The sequence below is a fragment of the Vibrio sp. T9 genome (genome assembly GCF_003123985.1).
Classification (GTDB): domain Bacteria; phylum Pseudomonadota; class Gammaproteobacteria; order Enterobacterales; family Vibrionaceae; genus Vibrio; species Vibrio diabolicus.
This window is the reverse complement of the sequence record NZ_NIGY01000005.1, coordinates 169,331-189,597: the sequence shown is the minus strand read 5'-3', so window position 1 is coordinate 189,597 and position 20,267 is coordinate 169,331. Positions and strand designations below refer to the sequence as shown.

Here is a 20,267-nt window from a genome sequence, read left to right as displayed (position 1 = left end):
GGAGAATAATTTATGAGTACTGAAACTAAAAAAATGTCGGTGGTGCAGTTAACCATTCTGACGTTCATCAACATGGCTGGCTCCGGTATCATTATGCTGCCAAGTAAACTGGCGCAAGTGGGCACCATTTCTGTGTTATCTTGGCTGATCACGGCAGCGGGCTCTTTGGCGTTGGCTTATGTGTTTGCAAAATGTGGTCGCTTTAGTAAACGTGACGGCGGTATGAACGGTTACGCGTCTTACGCATTCGGTAAATCGGGTGCGTTTATGGCGGGCTGGACTTACGGTTTGTCGCTCCTTATTGCGAATATTGCGATCGCGATTACCTGTGTGGGTTACGGCTCCGCATTTTTTGAAGTGACCCTATCTCCGGTCGAAACCTGTTTGTATACCATCGCCATTCTTTGGATTTGTACTTTCGCTAACTTCGGTGGTGCGAAAATCACAGGTCAAATCGGTACCTTCACGGTATGGGGTGTGATCCTACCGGTATGTTCGCTAGGTATTGTTGGTTGGTTCTGGTTTAACCCAACCATGTACATAGAAGCTTGGAACCCACACCACCTACCATTTGGTGAAGCTGTGAGTGCTTCTATTGCCATGACACTATGGGCGTTTCTTGGTCTTGAATCGGCATGTGCGAACTCAGAAGCGGTAGAAAACCCAGAGAAGAATGTACCAATCGCAGTATTGGGCGGTACGTTGATTGCTGCGGTGGTTTACATTGTATCGACAAACATCTGTTCTGGTATCGTTGCAAACTCTGAGCTTGCCGCTTCTACCGCACCATTCTCAACCGTATGGTCTGTGATGCTTGGCTCAGCAGCAGGTAAAGCGGTTGCTGGTATGGCGGTATTGGCTTGTGCGGGTTCTCTATTAGGTTGGCAGTTCACTATCGCGTCAGTGTTCAAATCATCTTCTGATGCGGGCTTCTTCCCTAAATTGTTCTCTCAAGTGGACAAACGTGGTACGCCAATCAAAGGTATGGTGGCCATCACGGTTATCCAATCGGTGCTGTCTTTAATGACTATTTCTCCAACGCTGAACGAGCAGTTCGAAGCGCTGGTTAACCTAGCGGTAGTAACGAACGTTATTCCTTACATCCTATGTATGGGCGCAATTTTCATCATGCAGCAAGTGGCGCACGTGCCAGAGCGCGAGATGAAAACCACCAACATTATCGCTCTGATTGGTTCCCTATACAGCTTCTACGCGCTATATGGTTCTGGCTACGAAGCGATGATGTGGGGCTCAATTGTCACCTTCCTAGGCTGGAGTGCTTACGGTCTGATTGCTGCCAAGCATGAGCCTTTAGCAAATTAAAAAATAATAATGAAAGAGCCTTCCCAAACGCGGTGTGGAAGGCTCTTTGTTTTTAGGCGCTTATGCCAAGCCCAAGTCAGAACAAGGCTCTTGGGAATAAATATCCAATGATGTGAAAACTCATTTTCGACATTTGGAGGACGAAAGATGATAAGTCAACCTGTTAAAATCGGTGACGATACCGCCGTAGTCATTCCAAGCGTAATCCTGACTCAACTCGGGATAAGGGAAGGAGATACCCTAGAAATCGCACTGAATAAAGACAAAATGGAAATCAAGAAGATGGTGTTGAAAACCAGCGCTCCAACTTACTCTGAAGAAGTTAACGAGAATTGAGTTAGAGAATCTTAGTTTGTCGGATACACTACTGGTTTCGCAAAACTGGCGCTTGCCGCTGTCTTTGAACTATCGATAACAACAATAAGAGGTAAGGTACTATGCAAGGTATCCTCTCTATACAATCTCATGTTTCTTTTGGTCATGCTGGTAACAGCAGTGCCGTTTTCCCAATGCAACGCATGGGCTTCGAAGTATGGCCGATTCATACCGTTCAATTTTCTAACCACACGCAGTATCAAGAAGGTTGGACTGGGCGAGCGTTTGCGGCTGAAGACATCAGCGAGTTAGTGCGTGGTCTTAGTAACATCGGTGCACTGGAAAAGTGCCAAGCGGTGTTGACGGGCTACCAAGGCAGCGCAGAGCAGTGCCTTGCTGTTGAAGAAACCGTGACGAAGGTGAAGCAAGCGAACCCGAAGGCACTTTATGTTTGCGACCCTGTGATGGGCGCGCCAGACAAAGGCTGCATTGTAGCTCCGGGTATTGCTGAAAATCTTCTGACTCGTTTGATGCCAATGGCAGATGTGATCGTGCCTAACCAGTTCGAGCTAAGCCAATTTGCAGAGATGGAAATCCACTCGTTAGACGATGCGATCACGGCATGCCAACGTGCACTAGCGAAAGGTCCAAAAATAGTGCTAGTGAAGCACCTTTACTGCCTAGAGAATGGCAGCTTCAACATGTTACTGGCAACGCAAGAAGGCATTTACTTAGCGAAGCGCCCTCAGTTTGAGTTTGTCAAACAACCTGTGGGTGTAGGCGACCTTATTTCGGCTATCTTCACCGCTGGATTATTGAAGGGGTGGTCTCCTAAGCAAGCTTTCCAACACTGCCATGACGCGTGCTACGGGGTATTAAGCGCCACTTACCATGCAGGGGAGTGGGAGCTGCAAACTATCGCGGCACAGCAAGAGTTTGTTGAGCCAAGTAAGCATTTCTCAATTGAAGAGGTGGCTCTGGCCACCGCGTAATTGAGCGCAAATAATTAGTATATAAAAAAGGGGAGCCATCATCGGCTCCCCTTTCTATTTATTCTGTCAGTCTTACTGAGCTTTTTGCTGTTCTGATTTACAAACTGCTGCTGTGAAGACAACGTCTGTTGAACTGTTTAGTGCAGTTTCAGCAGAGTCTTGAATCACGCCGATGATGAAGCCAACCGCTACAACCTGCATTGCTACGTCGTTTGAGATACCAAACAGACCACACGCAAGTGGGATAAGTAGTAGCGAGCCACCTGCAACACCTGATGCGCCACATGCAGAAACCGCAGCCACAATACTGAGCAGTAGCGCAGTCAGTAGATCAACTTCAATACCCATAGTGTGCACAGCTGCAAGCGTTAGCGTTGTGATAGTGATTGCAGCACCAGCCATGTTAATGGTCGCACCTAGTGGGATAGATACTGAGTACGTATCTTCGTCCAGTTTTAGCTTCTCACATAATGCCATGTTTACTGGGATATTCGCCGCACTTGAACGAGTGAAGAACGCGGTTACACCACTTTCACGTAGGCAACGGAATACAAGTGGGTAAGGGTTTTGCTTAGTTTTAACGAACACGATCGCTGGGTTTACAACGAGTGCGATGATCATCATTGCGCCAAGAAGAACCGCCAGAAGGTGTGCGTAGCTTGCTAGTGCGCTAAAGCCTGTTGTTGCGAACGTTGAAGCAACCAGACCAAAGATACCAAATGGTGCAAGACGAATGATAAAGCGAACAATGTGAGACACGCTGTGGCTGAGATCTTCAAACACGGCTTTCGTTGTTGCAGATGCGTGGTGTAGCGCAAGACCCAGACCCACACCCCAAGCAAGAATGCCAATGTAGTTTGCTTCTACTAGTGCATTTACTGGGTTGTCGACCAGTTTAAACAACAGTGTGCGTAGAATTTCAGCAATACCTTGAGGCGGCGTTGCACCTTCAGCGCCGGTGACAAGCGTTAAATTGGTCGGGAAAAGGAAGCTTAGAACCACTGCTGATAGCGCCGCGAAGAACGTACCCATCAGGTACAGTACAACGATTGGACGCATGTACGTGTGCTGGTTTTTCTTTTGGTTCGCAATTGAAGCGGCAACCAAAATAAACACAAGGATTGGCGCGATCGCTTTAAGAGCACCAACAAAAAGGCTACCAATTAATCCTGCACTTTCGGCATGGCTTGGGGAAATTGTGGCGAGCAAAATACCAAAGACAATACCGACAAGGATCTGGACGACGAGGTTACCACGAGCAAATCGGGCAACGAGGCTGTTGTGTTGCATACATCATTCCTGCAATTTTATGCCAGAGCGAGCAGGGCAATAGTCCATCATTACACGGCGATAATGCCCTTGTATTGCAAGGGGTGAGCATTGCTTCTGGTCACTAAGACACATGATTATCAATTATCCTGTTTTTATAAATTCAGCCATTTTCTTGCTGAATATCACATATCTTAGCTTGGTAATATTTTGTGTCTAGTTTTAGTTTGTTTTTGGATTAAATGTTTGCTCAATGTTATTTAAATAAGATTTTTATGTTGAAAATTATCATTAGTTATGAGTAATGGTTTTTAATAAAGTTGTTAAAAAGGAGACTTTCGTCTCCTTTGATTTTATTGACAACTCAAACGTAACAAATCAATAACTTTGTTGGCGCCTGCGCTTATCACTCATGGCATTTCGAGTGAGTTTCCCGAACTGTCGACTTTGAGCTCGTTGTTCTGCCAAAGTCGCGCCGTTAAAGGCTTGTTCTCGCAATAGTTTTTGATAGTTATTGAAACGACGAACCTCCAGTTTGCCATTTTCAATCGCAGCTTGAACTGCGCAACCCGGCTCAGTTTGATGCTGGCAATCACCAAAGCGACAACGCTGAGCGAGAACCTCAATGTCAGAAAATGCCTCACTGAGGCCCACTTCGCAGTCTGCTAGTTGAAGCTCGCGCATTCCCGGAGTATCAATCAAGATGCCGCCATCAGGTAATAGATGGATAGAGCGCGATGTGGTTGTATGTCGCCCTTTGCTATCGTCTTCACGAATATGCCCAGTCGCCTGTTCTTGCTGCCCGAGTAATGCATTCACAAGAGTTGATTTGCCAACGCCTGAAGAACCGATAAAAGCGACGGTTTGTCCTTCTTCGCACCAGCTCATGAGTTTAGAAGCACTCTCTGTTTCTAAGCCGTTGACTGTCTCTATGACTAATAGAGGGTCGAGCTTCTGTACTTGGCTTTTTAGTTCATCAATGTTGTCACACAAATCGGCTTTGGAAAGGACGATGACGGGTTCGACTTCGGCTTCATGAGCCAAGGCGAGATAGCGTTCAATACGACTTAAATTGAAGTCGTCGTTAAGGGAACAGACGATAAAAACGGTATCCACATTGGCTGCGATGAGCTGCTCTGTCACTTTGCTGCCTGCTGCTTTGCGGCTAAAGAGGCTCAAGCGATCCAGTAAGCGAACAAATTGCTGATCGTCATTTAAGATAACCCAGTCTCCGACGGTCATATTGGGTAGAGCGTGGTGGGCATTGAGGTGGACTTGCCCCGTTTCTGTCGCCAATAGGTAACCACTTCGGTGATGCGTAATCACACGTGCAAAGATAGTGTCGTCGTAATCGTCTAGTGTCAGTTGTTGCTGAAAAAAAGGTTTCCAACCCAATCGTTTTAGTGGGTTTGAAGTTGAAATTAATGTGTCACAAAAAGTATGTGTTTGATTCATTGTTGAATTATCCCAGACGCAAAAAAGCGCCTTAATACAAATCGCATTAGGGTCTAATTCGGATAGAGTTGACCCCGGTGAAGACCGGGCAGAGAAGGGGAGTTGTGGCTATGCCACGTAATAGGTGCGGTTAGGGTTACCCTTGCGATGCCCAGTTAGTGTTATTCAATACAATCATCATGTGTCCTCTTCGTTGGTTAATAAGTAAGTGAATTAATTAAGCCAAGAGAGTATAGCCGCCCTTTTTCTTAGAGGGTAGCTATACTGCGAAAATATTAGCTTTGTTTGTTGATGCGCTCTTCCATTACCTGCGAATACGTGTTGGCTTTTAAGCCGTATATGATTTGGACATGACGCTCATCCAGTATCACGACGCCATGTGCACCATGATTTTTGAGTGCATTTTTATCTATGATGGACGTCGTTCTGAGGGTAAGACGTAGCCGAGTCGCGCATGCTCCAGTTTCTAGCAGGTTTTCTATCCCCCCAATGGCGTCAATGATCGTATCGACGTCTTGTTCGACATTGGGGTTGGTTTGAGTTAGGAAACTGAAAAACTGTTTCAGCACTGACTTAACTGTCATTTGAGGAGCCTTCAGTCGTCAGTTTTGAAATGGCGTCAACAATCGGTGCCGGCGAGAGTGTATGCGGTACCTTGGTGATTAACGTGCCATCCGGCTTCAAGAAGTAAAAGTAAGAGCTGTGATCAAGCGTGTATTTGAGCTCCGAGCCTTCCAATTCGGTTTTGCGGAAAATAACACCATAGTTGTGTGCCAAAGGTGTGGTTACATCAAGCGGTGCCGATAGGCCTTCAATCATTGGATGGAAGTAATGGGCATATTTCGCCGAGGCATCGGCCTCATCACGCTCTGGATCTAAAGAAATGAACATTGGGCGCAGTTGCGCTTTTTGCGCTTCATCGATCTGATTTAGGGCTCCTGCCAGCATAGCAAGCGAAGTTGGGCAAACATCTGGGCAGCGAGTAAAACCAAAATAGACGACTCGAATGCGAGGGTCATTCACATCGAAGATATTGACGGCTTGGTTATTTTCCCCAAACAATACCGTTTGTTGAGAGGTGGAACTATCCACTTGCTCTGGCTTCGTTTTCTGATTATCTAAATAGCTTTTTACGCCAAACCCGAGGGCGAAAGCAACTACGAGAAATAGGGACCAATTGCGGCTCATAACGATTCCTTATCTTTGCATTTTTATAGCAGGGTAAACGGTACTCTCTCCATCACTGAGTTCACCAACCCAGGTCATGGCGTCTTGAGTGCAAACCGGCAGAATGATGTCACCTTGATATCGACCGGGAGCGACTTGCTTCAGTAAAAACTTGGGTTCTCCCATCTCCATTTCTCTTCCTGAAAGGCTTAGGACGAGTTGCTCAGCATCGCTTGTGTGCCACTCAACATTCAGAGTAGTAGGGACCAAGGGTTGAGCAGTATCTGCGTTGAGCGTCATCGTAACATTCTCTTGAACGCACGAGGCAGTAGAGAGAAAGCAATACTCATCTATCGGTTTGATCGGAGTGGATGAAGAAAAGCTTTTTAGTAAAGTTGGGGCATAAAATCCCGCAACCAGTGCGGCTGAAACAGCGGCGATTTGTAACACTTTCATTAAGGTTCAGCATTTATCACTTAACATTACCTGCATCGTAGCACAGAAGCGTCATTCGCCAACTCGTGGCCTAGATAAATTGTGCGTTGTGCCTCGATGACAGAGATCAAAATAACCGCGCGGTGTAGGGGTTGTTGAATCAAGCCCATAAAGATTTTCAATTGCGATGATTTTCTCTTTGCCAACAAACAAGAACGAAGCCAATTGGCTCCGTTCTTGTTTGTTGATTCCGTATTGATTCGATACCGCAGTTACTTGTCTGAATCTGCAAATTTTTCGAGGCTCAAAACCAGCACAATGGCAGCAAGCATCATCACAACGGCAAGCACTAACTGAGAAGGTTGTGACGTCACGTGTTCAAATTCAAATGGTGATAGGTTGTGCTGTAGCAAGGGCACTTGCTCACCCTTTGAATTGGTGCGCCAAGTGATGGTTTCTTTCCAAGGCCAAATCTTTGGCAACGTACCAATCATTAATCCAGTCAAAAACATCAGAGTGAAATCGCGGAACTTGCGTAGTAACCACGACAATAGATGCGAAAAGGACAGCAAACCAATCACACAACCTGACAAAAACAGCGCCAATGTATCGACTTGGAAGCCTTTCACGGCGGCTAATACTGGCGCATACATCCCAATCAATAACAAGATAAAGCTGCCAGAGATGCCCGGTAAGATCATCGCGCAAATCGCGATAGCCCCAGCGAACAATGTGTTAATGGCCGTTGGTTCCATGTGCAGAGGTTTAAGCACGGTGATGCTGTAAGCAAACCCGACACCAACAAGTAGAGTCACAAAGCGGATAAGATCACGTTGTTCAACCTGACGAATAATGTGATAGACCGATACCAAAATCAGACCAAAGAAAAATGACCAAAGTGGGATCGGGTGTGTGTCAAGAAGCCAAGTGATCAACTTTGCTAGCGTAGCAATGCTGGTGAAAATACCGGCAAACAGAGCGATAAGGAAGAAACCGTTGATGTGATTAAAGGCGGCTTTAACCCCTTTTTTTCGCCAAATAGAGAAAAGTGATGGGTTAATGCGTCGAATGCTCTCAAGCAGCGTATCGTAAATGCCGGTGATAAACGCGATGGTGCCGCCTGATACGCCAGGAACAACATCTGCTGCGCCCATGGCGATTCCTTTGAAGAAAGTAATTAAGTAGTTCATTGCTCTAATGCTAAGTCGTTTCGATGGCACAGAGTATACAAACATTGCGACGAAAAAAGTATGAAATAGTGCTGTAGCTACTGGGTTTTATATCCAAGTAATTGCTTATTTTTGTTACAGGTTATGAGGTGATTCTAATGCAACGATATCTTAATGTTTGGTTTACATTATTGAGATGATTAACTGTACTATCAATGGCTACGTTTGTTGCATTATGCAAATGCAATTTGATAATTGAATTTGCGTTTTGCTATATTTTATATAGGCAAATTCACTTTATATGAGATCCTGTGCCCAAAAATAAGTCTTTGCATTTTGGCATGATTAATGCATAATACTGCTCGACCCTTCTTAAGCCGAGGGTCACCTAGCCAACTGACGTTGTTAGTGAATACAATTTGTTCACACTAAATATAAGCCAATCGCGATTATTGCGGTTGGCTATTTTTTTATATGAACAACGTTACTTACGTGCTTTGCAAATTGCATTTTCCTCGTTCTAGACTCATAAAAAAGGGCTGACGCATCACGCCAACCCCTTGTATTTCACTTTAGGTTTTAATCTGTTTTCTTGAACTGATCAGTACCCCATCAACTGGAGTAAATTTTCAGCTGTCACAATGGCCTCTTTACGATTGGCGATATTGAGCTTTTGGTACAAGTTGCGAATGTGGGTTTTAATCGTGGTGCCTGCCACATCAAGCTCTTGCGCGATTTGCTCATTACTGAAACCAGAATAAATCAAACCAAGCACCTGCCACTCACGTTGAGTCAGTGGGCTTGTGCGAACTAGTTCCGGTACGTTAGGGTGGTTTACCAGCTTCTCAATGAAGTCTTCATCAAAGTGAATAGAGCGGCTGCGCTGATTGGAGGAAATATCCTTCATCAATTGTTGAGCGCGGTGACGTTCTAGATCGCCTAGCTCATGGCGGAGGCTTAACTTCTCCAGTAGCCCGCCAATGGTGGCGCCATCAATGAGGAAATTACCTACCATCCCCGTCTGGTTTGTCATCACTAACGCTTCTTTTAGCAAAGCTTTTGCTTGCTCTTCGTCTTTTTGGCGAGCAGCAAACACCGCTTCGACCACTAAGTTGCGATTAGTATCTGTGATTAGGTTGGTTCGACGAGCTTCACTTTGGAGGAAATCTAATGCTGCGCGCGCTTCGGTATATTGACCTAAGTTGATGTGCGCTCGTGCAATGTTGCGCCATTGCAATTGTGAAAAGTGGTTGCATGCCGATTCAGGACGAACTGCAGTGTTGAGCCATTCTTGCATTGCATCGGTATTCCCGCGCGCTTGCCAAAACAGGATCAACGATAGTGAAGCGTTTGCTGTCCAATCTACGTGGTAAGTCGACTGCTTCATCAAATGTTGAATGTGCTCAATGAATTTACCGGCTTTGTCTAGCTCGCCACGGCCAACCGCAATACGCGCCAGCATCGAGTAGCTGTGTAAGTGCTTACTTGGCGAATGGTTTTCGAGAATTTGCAGACCTCGGTAGGCACATTCTTCTGCTTCATCAAGTCGGTTCCAGCACCAAAGCACTTGCGCTCGAATACGCAGCAAAAACTCGTGCAGAGGAACATGTTGAAGTTGCTGATCTTCAATCAGGCGGAATGCGGAATCTTGCAGCTCAAAGGCGGCTTGTACGTAACCTTGCGCAATCAAAATCTCGCTTTGTTGTAAAATCGCCCATAACGCTTGGTGGTAAACTTGGTACTGACGCGCCAATTTTTCGGTTTGTTGCATCATCGGTAACGCGCGGTCGAGTTTACCTAGCACGTGGTTAACTTCGCCAACAACCGAAGTTGCCACAATGCGGCTACGGTAAATCGTGTTATCAAGTTGGCTAAGTGCTAGCTCCGCTAATTCGAGTGCTTTCTCTGGTTGGTTGCTGTTGATAGCTACTTGAGCAAGCAGCGCGTTTGCTTGACCTTGATAATGAATATCTAACTCAATGTTACGCTTTTTATGCTCCTCTTCCGCTTCTTCAAGCAGGTGGCCTACTTGGTTATAACGATGCTGACTTTGAGCCAACCAAGCTCGGAGCATCGTAAGTTTTGGGTGGCTGAACAGAAGCTCAGCATCCAACTTATTAATTGAGCTTTCCAGTGTGCTGAGCTCGCCTTGGTTAAACATCTTCCAGCCGAATTCGTTTAGAATTTCTACCACCAAGTCTTTATCGTTCGACTTTTGTGCATGGTGAATCGCTTGGTGCGGTGCTTTTTGTTGTAACCAGGCAACAGCTGCATTGCGGTGAAGATCTTTTTCTTGCTGAGGAATACGCGCTTGGCGCTCATGAGACAAAAACTCGCCAAATAAGTTATGGAATCGGAACCAGTTTTGCTCCCCTTCGAGTGGGTAGATGAATAAGCCGTAGCGGTTTAATGATTCGATCAAACCAAGCGCATCTTCGCGTTGGGTGAGGGCAAACACCAACTCATCATTGAAGTGGTCAAGCACGGAAACTTGCATCAAGAAATGACGAGTTTCGTGATCGAGTAGGTCAAATACTTCTTCGACCAGGTAATCCCACAAATGCGCGTGATTGAACTGTGATACTGACTCTACGGTTTGCGCCAATGTACGGTTTTGATGTTGCGCTTGTAACGCGATCAACTGCATCGCCGATGGCCAACCTTCCACATAGGTTCTGAGGTTGTTTGCCATGTCTTCGTCGATGCCATCGGCAATACGCTGATTAAAGAAGCGAGTCGTTTCTTCGGTATCGAACGCCAACATCTCGTTGCCTATTTCGATCATTAAATCACGAACACGTAAGTTTGCAGTACCCAGAGGCGGCGCTGCACGACTTGTTACCACAACGGTGAGGTTGTCTGGCATGTGTTTTAAGAAGAAACGCATGGATTCATGGATTTCATCGTTGGTGATCAAGTGATAGTCATCTAGCACCACGTAGCACTCTTGATGAAAATCAGCCATTTCCGCGAATACTTCGCTGAATAAAGAACGTAGAGAAGAGATCTGGCGTTTTTCCGCCAGTTTTTGTGCGTTAGAGCAACTGAAGTTGGTGGCTTTGTTTAATGCTTGAAGCAGGTAATTTACAAAGCGAAAGCCGTCGTTATCGCTGTCATCAATGCTGTACCAACCGACGTTTGGTTTATCGGATAGCCACTGCGCTGCCATGGTGGTTTTTCCGTAACCTGCTGGGGAGCGGAATAAAACCAATTTGTAGTAAGGCGCTTGCTGTAGTAAGTCCAACACTCGTGGGCGCACGATGGCATTGTGCAGGCGTCCTGGTCGAGTAAGCTTAGATGGAATCCACATTAGTAATTATGTCCTTATTTATGTATACCCAAGTGATTGCGACGTGATCATTTCAGTAAGGCCCCCTCGAAAGCTTCGTCTTACTGAATGATGCCATCAGCATCAAAAACTGCTTGAATGCGGTTAATGTCGCCTCTTGTTGGGGCTTGCATCCGTCTGAAAAACCATTCCATACGGTCACTTAGATATAAAAGCTAGCGAAAACTAGAAATAACTCACACCGCCTAATTCTAGTTTGTATAAAAAGCGTACAATCCTGTGAGCCGTGTGGGATGTTACGACATCAGAAATGTCCGTTACTTTGATCCACTTCCTAATTCTCAAGGGTTGATGGATTTACCATCAACTACGCCCTTTATTTGTGATTATTGTCACTTAAATATCTTTTGTGTCGAGTGTATTAAGATCTCGTTGCACATCGATTATGAAAAATCCTTCCATGTTAACCAAGTTAATGTGACCAATATTGCAATTTTCACATCATCAGATGAGTGGGCTATAAAAAGCGTCATGAACGGGTTTTAACCTTTCTCATATTCCATTGTGATCAAAATCACTAAGAACTAGAGCAAAGTTCACTTTGTTGAGATTTGGATCACTAACCTAGCAATGGTACCCCCTCTACGCCCTCAGCCCTCCTCCTTCAAAGGAGGAGAATTAGGAGGATGTTTATTCACAGAGGTAAATGCACGATGTATGGCAGATGAATTACCAAAAGACGTGAGAATTTCGTAATGAAACCTACTCAACAAAAACAATTTGACAAGAAGTCGTTCCAAGAAAGCGTAAAGAAACACCTATCTGTAACTTACGCTCACACGATTGAAAACGCAGACAGCCGCGCTTGGTACCTAGCAATGGGTCATGCACTGGCTGAGTTCACTACTTTAGATTTGCTTGCTACTGAAGAAGATCCACGCATTAAAAGTGCGAAGAGCGTTAACTACCTTTCTCTAGAGTTCCTTATCGGTCGTTTGACGGGTAACAACCTAATCAGCATGGGTCTGTACGAACAAGTAACAGAAGCAATGGCTGAACTGGGTTACAACCTAACTGACCTGCTAGAAGAAGAACGTGACCCATCATTGGGTAACGGTGGTCTTGGTCGTCTAGCGGCATGTTTCATGGATTCATGTGCGGCGCAAGAATTCCCAACCGTCGGTTACGGCTTGCACTACGAATACGGTTTGTTCAAACAGTCTTTTAAAGATGGTCGCCAGCAAGAAGCACCTGACGCATGGCGTGGTGTAGAAGGCTACCCTTGGGAAATTGCTCGTCCAGAACTTGCTCAAGAGATCGGTTTCTACGGTCACGTTGAAGTAGTTAACGAGAACGGTAAAGAAGTTCGCAAATGGGTTCCTGGCATGTCTGTAAGAGCAATGCCTTGGGATCTACCAATCGTAGGTTACGAATCAGACACGGTTTACCCGCTACGTCTTTGGGAATGTCAGGCAATTGCACCATTCTCGCTAGCAAGTTTTAACAACGGTGACTACTTCGAAGCGCAGCACGCACTGATCGACGCAGGCAACATCACTAAAGTGCTTTACCCGAATGACAACCACGAGAAAGGTAAAACACTTCGTCTAATGCAACAGTACTTCCACTCAGCTGCGTCTGTACGTGACATCCTACGTCGCCACGAAGCAGCTGGCTACTCGCTAGCGGATCTACCGAAGCAAGAGACTATCCAGCTTAACGATACGCACCCAACGATTGCGATTCCTGAGCTAATGCGCATCCTGATGGACGAAAAAGGTCTAACTTGGGAAGCGGCTTGGGAAATCAGCTCTCAAACATTCGCGTACACAAACCACACGCTACTTCCAGAAGCACTAGAGACATGGCCAGAGTCGCTAATTCAGCACCTACTACCACGTCACATGGAGATCATTTACGAGATCAACCACCGCTTCCTACAAGACGTACGTGCAATGTGGCCGGGTGATGTTGCGAAACAACAGAAGCTTTCTATCATCGAAGAAGGTTTCCACCGCATGGTTCGCATGGCAAACCTATGTGTAATTGGCTCTTACGCAGTAAACGGTGTAGCGGCACTTCACTCTGAATTGGTTAAGAAAGACCTGTTCCCAGAGTTCCACGAAATGTACCCAACACGTCTACACAACGTAACGAACGGTATTACGCCACGTCGTTGGTTGAAGTTCTGTAACCCAGGTCTTTCTAAGCTAATCACAGAGAAAGTCGGTCCAGAATGGCCAGCGAAACTAGAGCAACTAGAAGGCATCGCTAAGTACGCCACTGACGAGAAATTCCAGAAAGAATTCATGGCAGTGAAGAAAGAGAACAAAGAACGCCTAGCTAACTGGGTGAAAGAGAACATGGGTATCGAACTCGATACTAATGCGATCTTCGATGTTCAAATCAAGCGTCTGCACGAGTACAAGCGTCAGCACTTAGACCTTCTACACGTACTGTCTCTGTACCATCGCATTATTAACGAACCAGGCTTCGAATGTGTGCCTCGCGTTGTGTTCTTCGCAGCGAAAGCGGCACCGGGTTACCACCTAGCGAAAGAAATCATTTTCGCTATTAACAAGATTGCTGAGAAAGTGAACAACGACCCTCGCATCGGCAACAAGCTGAAAGTGGTCTTCATTCCTGATTACCGTGTGAGCATGGCTGAAATTATTATTCCTGCGGCGGACGTATCACAACAAATTTCACTTGCGGGTAAAGAAGCATCAGGTACTGGTAACATGAAGATGGCGCTTAACGGTGCCCTAACGATCGGTACGATGGATGGTGCTAACGTTGAGATTCGTGAAGAAGTAGGCGATGAGAACATCTACATCTTCGGTCTAGACGTTGAAGGTGTGAAAGCGCTGAAAGCTCAAGGTTACAACCCATTTGATTACTACAATGCGGATCACCTACTCAAAGCGTCTATGGACCTACTACTGGGTGAAGAATTCACTCCAGGTCAACCAGGCTTACTGCGTGCAACGTACGACAGCCTACTAGACGGCGGTGACCCGTACTTATGTCTTGCGGACTTCGCATCTTACGTGAAAGCGCACGAAGACATGAGCGAACAATACAAAGACCAAGCTGGTTGGGCGAAGAAAGCCATTCTTAATACCGCCCTTGTCGGCAAGTTCACCTCAGATCGCTCAATTCGCGACTATGTGAACAACATCTGGAAACTAAAAGCGGTTCACCGTTAATAGAACAGAGTTAAGACCAAGGTAGCCAAGCGCTACCTTTGGTCATTTTCCAAAAGAAGTTATTGATAACAATAAAACCCTACATGGAAGGTGTTGGTATTACCTTCGGAGAAAGCGATGAAAGAACAAACAGCATTAAAGAAAGTCGCGGAAATGGCGAGATTGGCTGATAGCTATGTCAGTGCTTGGGGAGATGAGGCAAAAGTGTCTGAGGAGACGCTACGCCGCTTGCTCGCTTCGCTTGGCTACGATACTAGCAGCGATGAAAAACTATTGGCTTCTGCTGAAAAGAAACATAAAAAAGACGTACTAGCCCCTGTTCTTGTTTTACGCGACGGCGAACCAGTCGAAGTGGAACTAAACCTAGGTACGAGTGCTCGTGAGAGTGAATTCAGCTGGCGTTTAGAAACAGAACAAGGAGAGGTACTTGAAGGCTATCTTCAGTCCCAAATTGTTCGTGATGAGCGTGCTGAGGGTGGCCCTCTAGTGTTTGCATTGCCAAAGAACTTGGCTTGGGGTTATCACAAATTGATTGTCAGCCGTAAGCGTCGTAAAACGCCTTACGAGATGTCATTGATCATCACGCCGAAAGCGTGTTTCAAACAAGACGATCTAAACCAACATAAAAAGCTATGGGGTCCTAGTATCCAGCTTTACACACTGCGTACTCAGCACAACTGGGGTATCGGTGATTTTGGTGACCTAAAACAGTTGGTGAGCGATATCGCTTCTCGTGGCGGTGACTTCATTGGTTTGAACCCGATTCACTCACTGTTCCCAGCGAACCCAGAAGGCGCGAGCCCATACAGCCCGTCTTCTCGTCGTTGGTTGAATATCATGTACATCGACGTAAGTTCTGTACCTGAATTCGCACTGAGTGCTGAAGCTCAGCAACGTGTTGGCAGTGCAGAGTTTCAACAGCGTCTACAAAAAGCACGTGACTCTCATTGGGTGAACTACACAGAAGTTTCGCAACTGAAAATGAGCGTTCTTCCGCTGCTGTTTAGTGAGTTTAAAGCTCGCCATTTAGACAAAAACACCGACCGCGCTCGTGCATTCTTGGACTTTGTAGAAAAAGGTGGCGACAGCTTGTTACACCAAGCTGCATTCGATGCGCTTCATGCTGATTTACACGCAGAAGATTCAAACATGTGGGGTTGGCCTGTATTCCCTGAGAAATACCGCACATTCGACGCAGCCGGTACTCAGAAATACATCAAAGACAACCAAGACCGCGTTCACTTGTACATGTACCTACAGTGGATCGCAGACGATCAAATCAAAGAAGCGCAGTCACTGGCAGAAGAAAAAGGCATGGCTGTGGGCTTGTACCGTGACCTTGCTGTCGGTGTTGCCGACTCAGGCAGTGAAACTTGGGCCGACGACGGTAACTTAGTGTTGGACGCCAGCATCGGTGCGCCGCCGGATGTACTTGGTCCTCTGGGTCAAAACTGGGGTCTGCCACCGCTTAACCCTCAAGTTTTAGAAGCGACTGGCTACGACGCATACATCAAGTTGTTACGTGCCAACATGAAGCACTGTGGTGCATTGCGTATCGACCACGTACTTGGTCTACTTCGTTTATGGTGGATTCCAAAAGGTGAGAAGGCGACAGAAGGTGCGTATCTGTACTACCCAGTGGAAGACATGCTCGCAATCCTAGCGCTTGAGTCACACCGTCATCAGTGTTCAGTGATTGGTGAAGACTTGGGTACTGTGCCAGATGAAATCGTCGATATCCTACGCGATGCAGGTGTGCACTCATACAAAGTATTCTTCTTCGAAACTTCGAAAGAAGACGGTGGGTTCATTTCTCCGAAGCACTACGCAGAGCAATCGATGGCGGCACTGTGTACGCATGACATGCCAACCCTGCGTGGTTTCTGGCACTGCGATGATTTGAAAATGGGTCGTGAGATTGGCCTGTACCCAGATGAAAAACAGTTGGAAGGCTTATTTGCTGATCGCTTGAAGTGCAAGCAAGGCATCTTAGACAGCGTTCGCTGGCACGGCTATTTGCCAGAAGGCATTGGTCATGATGCTCAGTACGTACCGATGGACTCGTACCTAAGCGAAGCGCTGCAACTGCACGTGGCAGCGGGTGACTCTGCACTGCTTAGCGTTCAGCTTGAAGACTGGCTAGAAATGGATCAACCGGTCAACATTCCTGGCACGGTGGATGAGTATCCAAACTGGCGTCGTAAGCTGTCGATGAACCTAGATGAAATCTTCAGCCGTGAAGATGTGAATCGCATTTCTAAACGCCTCACTGAAGTTCGCGCACAGGCGAGCAAATAAGATGCGTAGAGTGACGTAGATGAATGAGCGGATTACCAATTTTGTTAGCTCAGAGGTACGAAAGTTCCGTCTAGGTCACTCATTCCGAAAACACAATCCGTTAGGATGAAGTACCGTTATTATGCCCGCGACAATAGCGGGCATTTTTTGTTTTTGACATCGCTTGATGCATACATGTTTTAAGCGAAGTCTTTTGTGAGTTCACAACGTTGGCTGTGGAGAAACCGATGTTTGATTCAGATTTCTGGTCTTGAAAAGGATATTGGCTCTAGGGAGAAAGATTTGAAAACCACCAAAACCAAGAAAATAAAGAAACAACACGAACGCGCATATGAACTGCTTGCTGAGGCGGCTTACTCAGACCCATTTTCGGCGTTGGGGCCATTCATTGATGATGGCGAAGGATCGCTGCGAGTGTGGATGCCGGGCGCAAACAAGGTTGAACTGCTTGTTAATGGCGAACCTCGCGTGGCGCTTGAGCGTGATGGTGACAGCGGTTTCATCTTAAAAGAGCAACGCGATTTACACCTGACCCACTACCGTTTGGCGGTCGATTGGAATGGTGTTGAACAAATTATTGATGACCCGTACCAGTACCACAATATTTACCAAGAGTACGAGCATCTGCATACGCCCAAAGACATGTATCACTATATGGGCGCACACTTTGTCACGCTAGAACGTGGCGGTGAAAACATCTCCGGTGTTCGCTTCCTTGTCTACGCACCGCATGCATCGGCTGTTAGCCTTGTGGGGTGCTTCAACCAATGGGACGGTCGTCGTCACCCAATGCAACGTTTAGATTATGGCATTTGGGGTTTGTTCATTCCTGGCTTAGAAGAAGGCGTTCAGTACAAATTTGAGCTCAAAGGGCCAAATGGGGAAGGGCTGCCACACAAACAAGACCCTTGGGGTTTTTACTCTGAGCAGTACCCATCGTTCGCGTCCATTACTTACGATCACAAGCGTTACCAATGGCAAGATGCAAAATGGCAAAACCGCGCAGTGACACAAAAGCGTGATGAAGCGTTATCGTTTTATGAGCTGCATGCTGGATCATGGAAGCGCGACGAGAAAGGTGATTTCCTCAACTACCGCGAACTCGCGGAGCAGTTGGTGCCATACCTTGTGGATATGGGCTACACCCACGTTGAGCTGATGCCTGTTTCTGAGCATCCATTCTACGGTTCATGGGGCTATCAACCCGTTGGCTTATTTGCGCCAACTAGCCGTTACGGCTCTCCTGATGATTTCAAATTCTTCGTGGATGCATGTCACCAAGCTGGTATCGGTGTGGTGCTGGATTGGGTTCCGGCGCATTTCCCATCGGATGACCACGGTTTAGCAAACTTTGACGGCACACCGCTGTTCCACGACCCGGACCCACGTCGCGGTTGGCACCAAGATTGGAATTCGTACATCTACGATTTAGGTCGTGAACATGTGCGTCGCTTCCTTGTATCGAATGCGCTGTACTGGTTTGAACAATTCCATATTGATGGCATTCGCGTGGACGCAGTCGCGTCGATGCTCTATCTCGATTATTCACGTAGCCACGATCAGTGGGTACCGAACGTCGACGGTGGCAACGAAAACTACGACGCAATCGCAACCTTAAAATGGATGAACGAAGAAGTGTACAAGCACTTCCCGAATGCTATGACGATTGCGGAAGAGTCAACGGCGTTTCCGGGGGTGTCTGCGCCAACCTTTATGGGTGGTTTAGGTTTTGGCTTCAAGTGGAATATGGGGTGGATGCACGACAGTCTTTCATACATCAAAGAAGATCCTGTTCACCGCAAATACCACCACAATACCATCACATTCCCGTTGGTTTATGCGCACAGCGAAAACTACGTCTTGTCTCTCTCTCACGATGAGGTGGTGTACGGCAAAGGCTCTATCCATAACAAGATGCCGGGCGATGAATGGCAGCAAACCGCAAACCTACGTGCATACTACGGTTACATGTATGGTCAACCGGGCAAAAAGCTGAACTTCATGGGCGCGGAAATCGGCCAAACGGCGGAGTGGAACCACGATGATCAGTTGCAATGGTTCTTGCTGGAATACGAACGTCATCAAGGCGTTCAAAAGCTGATGCGCGATTTGAACCACTTGTACCGCAATGAAGCGGCGATGCACGATCAAGATTGTGTTCCTGCTGGTTTTGAGTGGCGTCTACAAGACGAAGCGGATGCGAGTATCCTAGCGCACGAGCGTATCAGTAAAGAAGGTGAGCGTATTTTGATCATCACCAACTTTACGCCCGTACCACACGAGCGTTTTCGTTTAGGCGTTCCAAATGCAGGTCAATACGAACTACTGCTGAACACGGACGACAGCAAATACGGCGGCAGCGATTTTAAAGTGCAGACCAGTGTGAAAACGGAAAAAGTCGAAAGTGAATCACTGCCTCAATCACTTGAGCTTCGTTTACCACCACTTTCAACCGTGTTCTACAAGCTGAATAAATAATTCAGTCTAATCAAATTCTAAGCCCGTTTTACATTGTAAATCGGGCTTTTTTTGACCTATTTTTTACCTCGAAAACTTGTTGTTCCTGATTGAATCAGGCAAGCTCGCTGGTTTGTTTATCATCAATCGCTAATGCATTGGGGAGCCACACATGTTGAAAAGGCTTAAGTCATTTCTATTTAAAATGGTGTTGATATTACTGATCGCCCCAATCGTTTTGGTTGGTGTGGTGAAATATGTCGATCCGCCAATATGGGGATGGAAGTTAAGCCGCATTGTTGTGCCACCAAAGAACTATCCAGACAGCAGCCAACACGAATGGGTACCCTTGTCGCGTATTTCAAAAAATATGCAGTTAGCGGTGATTGCGACCGAAGACCAAAAATTCCCTCATCACTATGGATTGGACTTCGAATCGCTATTCGACGTGATTGCCGAGGCCGGTGATAATGGTCCGTCGAGAGGCGCGAGCACCATTACCCAACAAGCTGCGAAAAATGTGTTTTTGTTTCCTTCTCACTCCTACGCTCGCAAGGCTTACGAGCTTTACTTTGCCTTGCTAATGGAGCTGATGTGGAGCAAAGAGCGCATTCTCGAAGTGTATCTAAATGTGGTTGAATTTGGTCCCGGTATTTACGGCGCTGAAGCGGCGGCGCAGAATTATTTTGGTGTCAGTGCAAAGCAACTCTCGAAGTGGCAAGCAGCGCGTTTAGCCGTGGTGTTGCCAAACCCATATCGAATCAAAGTCTATCCACAAAGTGATTACACTGCTCGCCGCACAAGATGGGCGATGAACCAAATGAGCAATCTTGGCAGCGTGCAACTTTAAGTCCCTCAATCCATTGTGTTTAAATAGAACTACGCCCCT

At 46.5% G+C, this 20,267-nt stretch carries 14 protein-coding genes; 7 read left to right on the top strand and 7 right to left on the bottom strand.

What is annotated here, in order from left to right:
• The first annotated feature begins 12 nt into the window (after positions 1-12).
• The 3 genes from potE to pdxY all read left to right on the top strand — a co-directional run bounded on the left by potE (position 13) and on the right by pdxY (position 2,630).
• On the top strand, positions 13-1,323 hold the full coding sequence (potE, locus tag CBX98_RS11730; protein WP_005396773.1) for a putrescine-ornithine antiporter: 1,311 nt from the start codon (positions 13-15) through the stop codon (positions 1,321-1,323).
• 147 nt (positions 1,324-1,470) lie between these two features.
• Positions 1,471-1,659 (top strand): AbrB/MazE/SpoVT family DNA-binding domain-containing protein, encoded by a 189-nt coding sequence (locus CBX98_RS11725; RefSeq protein ID WP_005396772.1) that lies wholly within the window; start codon positions 1,471-1,473, stop codon positions 1,657-1,659.
• 101 nt (positions 1,660-1,760) lie between these two features.
• Positions 1,761-2,630 carry a pyridoxal kinase PdxY gene (gene pdxY, locus CBX98_RS11720; protein ID WP_109169262.1) on the top strand — a complete coding sequence of 290 codons (870 nt, stop codon included), beginning with the start codon at positions 1,761-1,763 and terminating at the stop codon, positions 2,628-2,630.
• 72 nt (positions 2,631-2,702) lie between these two features.
• Here the strand turns inward: pdxY and sstT are convergent, their stop codons facing one another.
• The 7 genes from sstT to malT all read right to left on the bottom strand — a co-directional run bounded on the left by sstT (position 2,703) and on the right by malT (position 11,435).
• Entirely contained in the window at positions 2,703-3,920 is a 1,218-nt protein-coding gene (sstT, locus tag CBX98_RS11715) for a serine/threonine transporter SstT (protein ID WP_005396770.1), read from the bottom strand.
• 357 nt (positions 3,921-4,277) lie between these two features.
• Entirely contained in the window at positions 4,278-5,354 is a 1,077-nt protein-coding gene (gene rsgA, locus CBX98_RS11710) for a ribosome small subunit-dependent GTPase A (protein ID WP_109169261.1), read from the bottom strand.
• A gap of 275 nt (positions 5,355-5,629) precedes the next feature.
• Complete coding sequence (locus CBX98_RS11705; protein WP_006740813.1) at positions 5,630-5,938, bottom strand: PTS transporter subunit EIIB; 309 nt, start codon at positions 5,936-5,938, stop codon at positions 5,630-5,632.
• Positions 5,928-6,542 carry an SCO family protein gene (locus CBX98_RS11700; RefSeq protein ID WP_109169260.1) on the bottom strand — a complete coding sequence of 205 codons (615 nt, stop codon included), beginning with the start codon at positions 6,540-6,542 and terminating at the stop codon, positions 5,928-5,930. Before CBX98_RS11700 ends, CBX98_RS11705 begins: the two co-directional genes overlap by 11 nt.
• Before the next feature lie 9 nt (positions 6,543-6,551).
• The gene (locus CBX98_RS11695) at positions 6,552-6,977 is read right to left on the bottom strand and encodes a hypothetical protein (RefSeq protein ID WP_048625440.1); all 426 of its coding nucleotides are present in this window, start codon (positions 6,975-6,977) and stop codon (positions 6,552-6,554) included.
• A 251-nt stretch (positions 6,978-7,228) separates the two neighbouring features.
• Entirely contained in the window at positions 7,229-8,146 is a 918-nt protein-coding gene (locus tag CBX98_RS11690; protein WP_031780580.1) for a DUF368 domain-containing protein, read from the bottom strand.
• Between the two features lie 580 nt (positions 8,147-8,726).
• Entirely contained in the window at positions 8,727-11,435 is a 2,709-nt protein-coding gene (malT, locus tag CBX98_RS11685) for an HTH-type transcriptional regulator MalT (RefSeq protein ID WP_109169259.1), read from the bottom strand.
• 734 nt (positions 11,436-12,169) lie between these two features.
• On the opposite strand from malT, the gene CBX98_RS11675 reads away from it, so the two are divergent.
• The 4 genes from CBX98_RS11675 (at position 12,170) to mtgA (ending at position 20,228) form a co-directional block, all read left to right on the top strand.
• Positions 12,170-14,623, top strand: coding sequence for a glycogen/starch/alpha-glucan phosphorylase (locus CBX98_RS11675; protein ID WP_005396762.1), 2,454 nt, complete (start codon positions 12,170-12,172; stop codon positions 14,621-14,623).
• A 117-nt stretch (positions 14,624-14,740) separates the two neighbouring features.
• Positions 14,741-16,921, top strand: a complete 2,181-nt coding sequence (malQ, locus tag CBX98_RS11670) for a 4-alpha-glucanotransferase (RefSeq protein ID WP_005396760.1) — start codon at positions 14,741-14,743, stop codon at positions 16,919-16,921.
• 282 nt (positions 16,922-17,203) lie between these two features.
• Positions 17,204-19,399 (top strand): 1,4-alpha-glucan branching protein GlgB, encoded by a 2,196-nt coding sequence (gene glgB / locus CBX98_RS11665; RefSeq protein ID WP_242446586.1) that lies wholly within the window; start codon positions 17,204-17,206, stop codon positions 19,397-19,399.
• Between the two features lie 151 nt (positions 19,400-19,550).
• Positions 19,551-20,228, top strand: a complete 678-nt coding sequence (gene mtgA, locus CBX98_RS11660) for a monofunctional biosynthetic peptidoglycan transglycosylase (protein WP_109169258.1) — start codon at positions 19,551-19,553, stop codon at positions 20,226-20,228.
• The last annotated feature ends 39 nt before the right edge of the window (positions 20,229-20,267 follow it).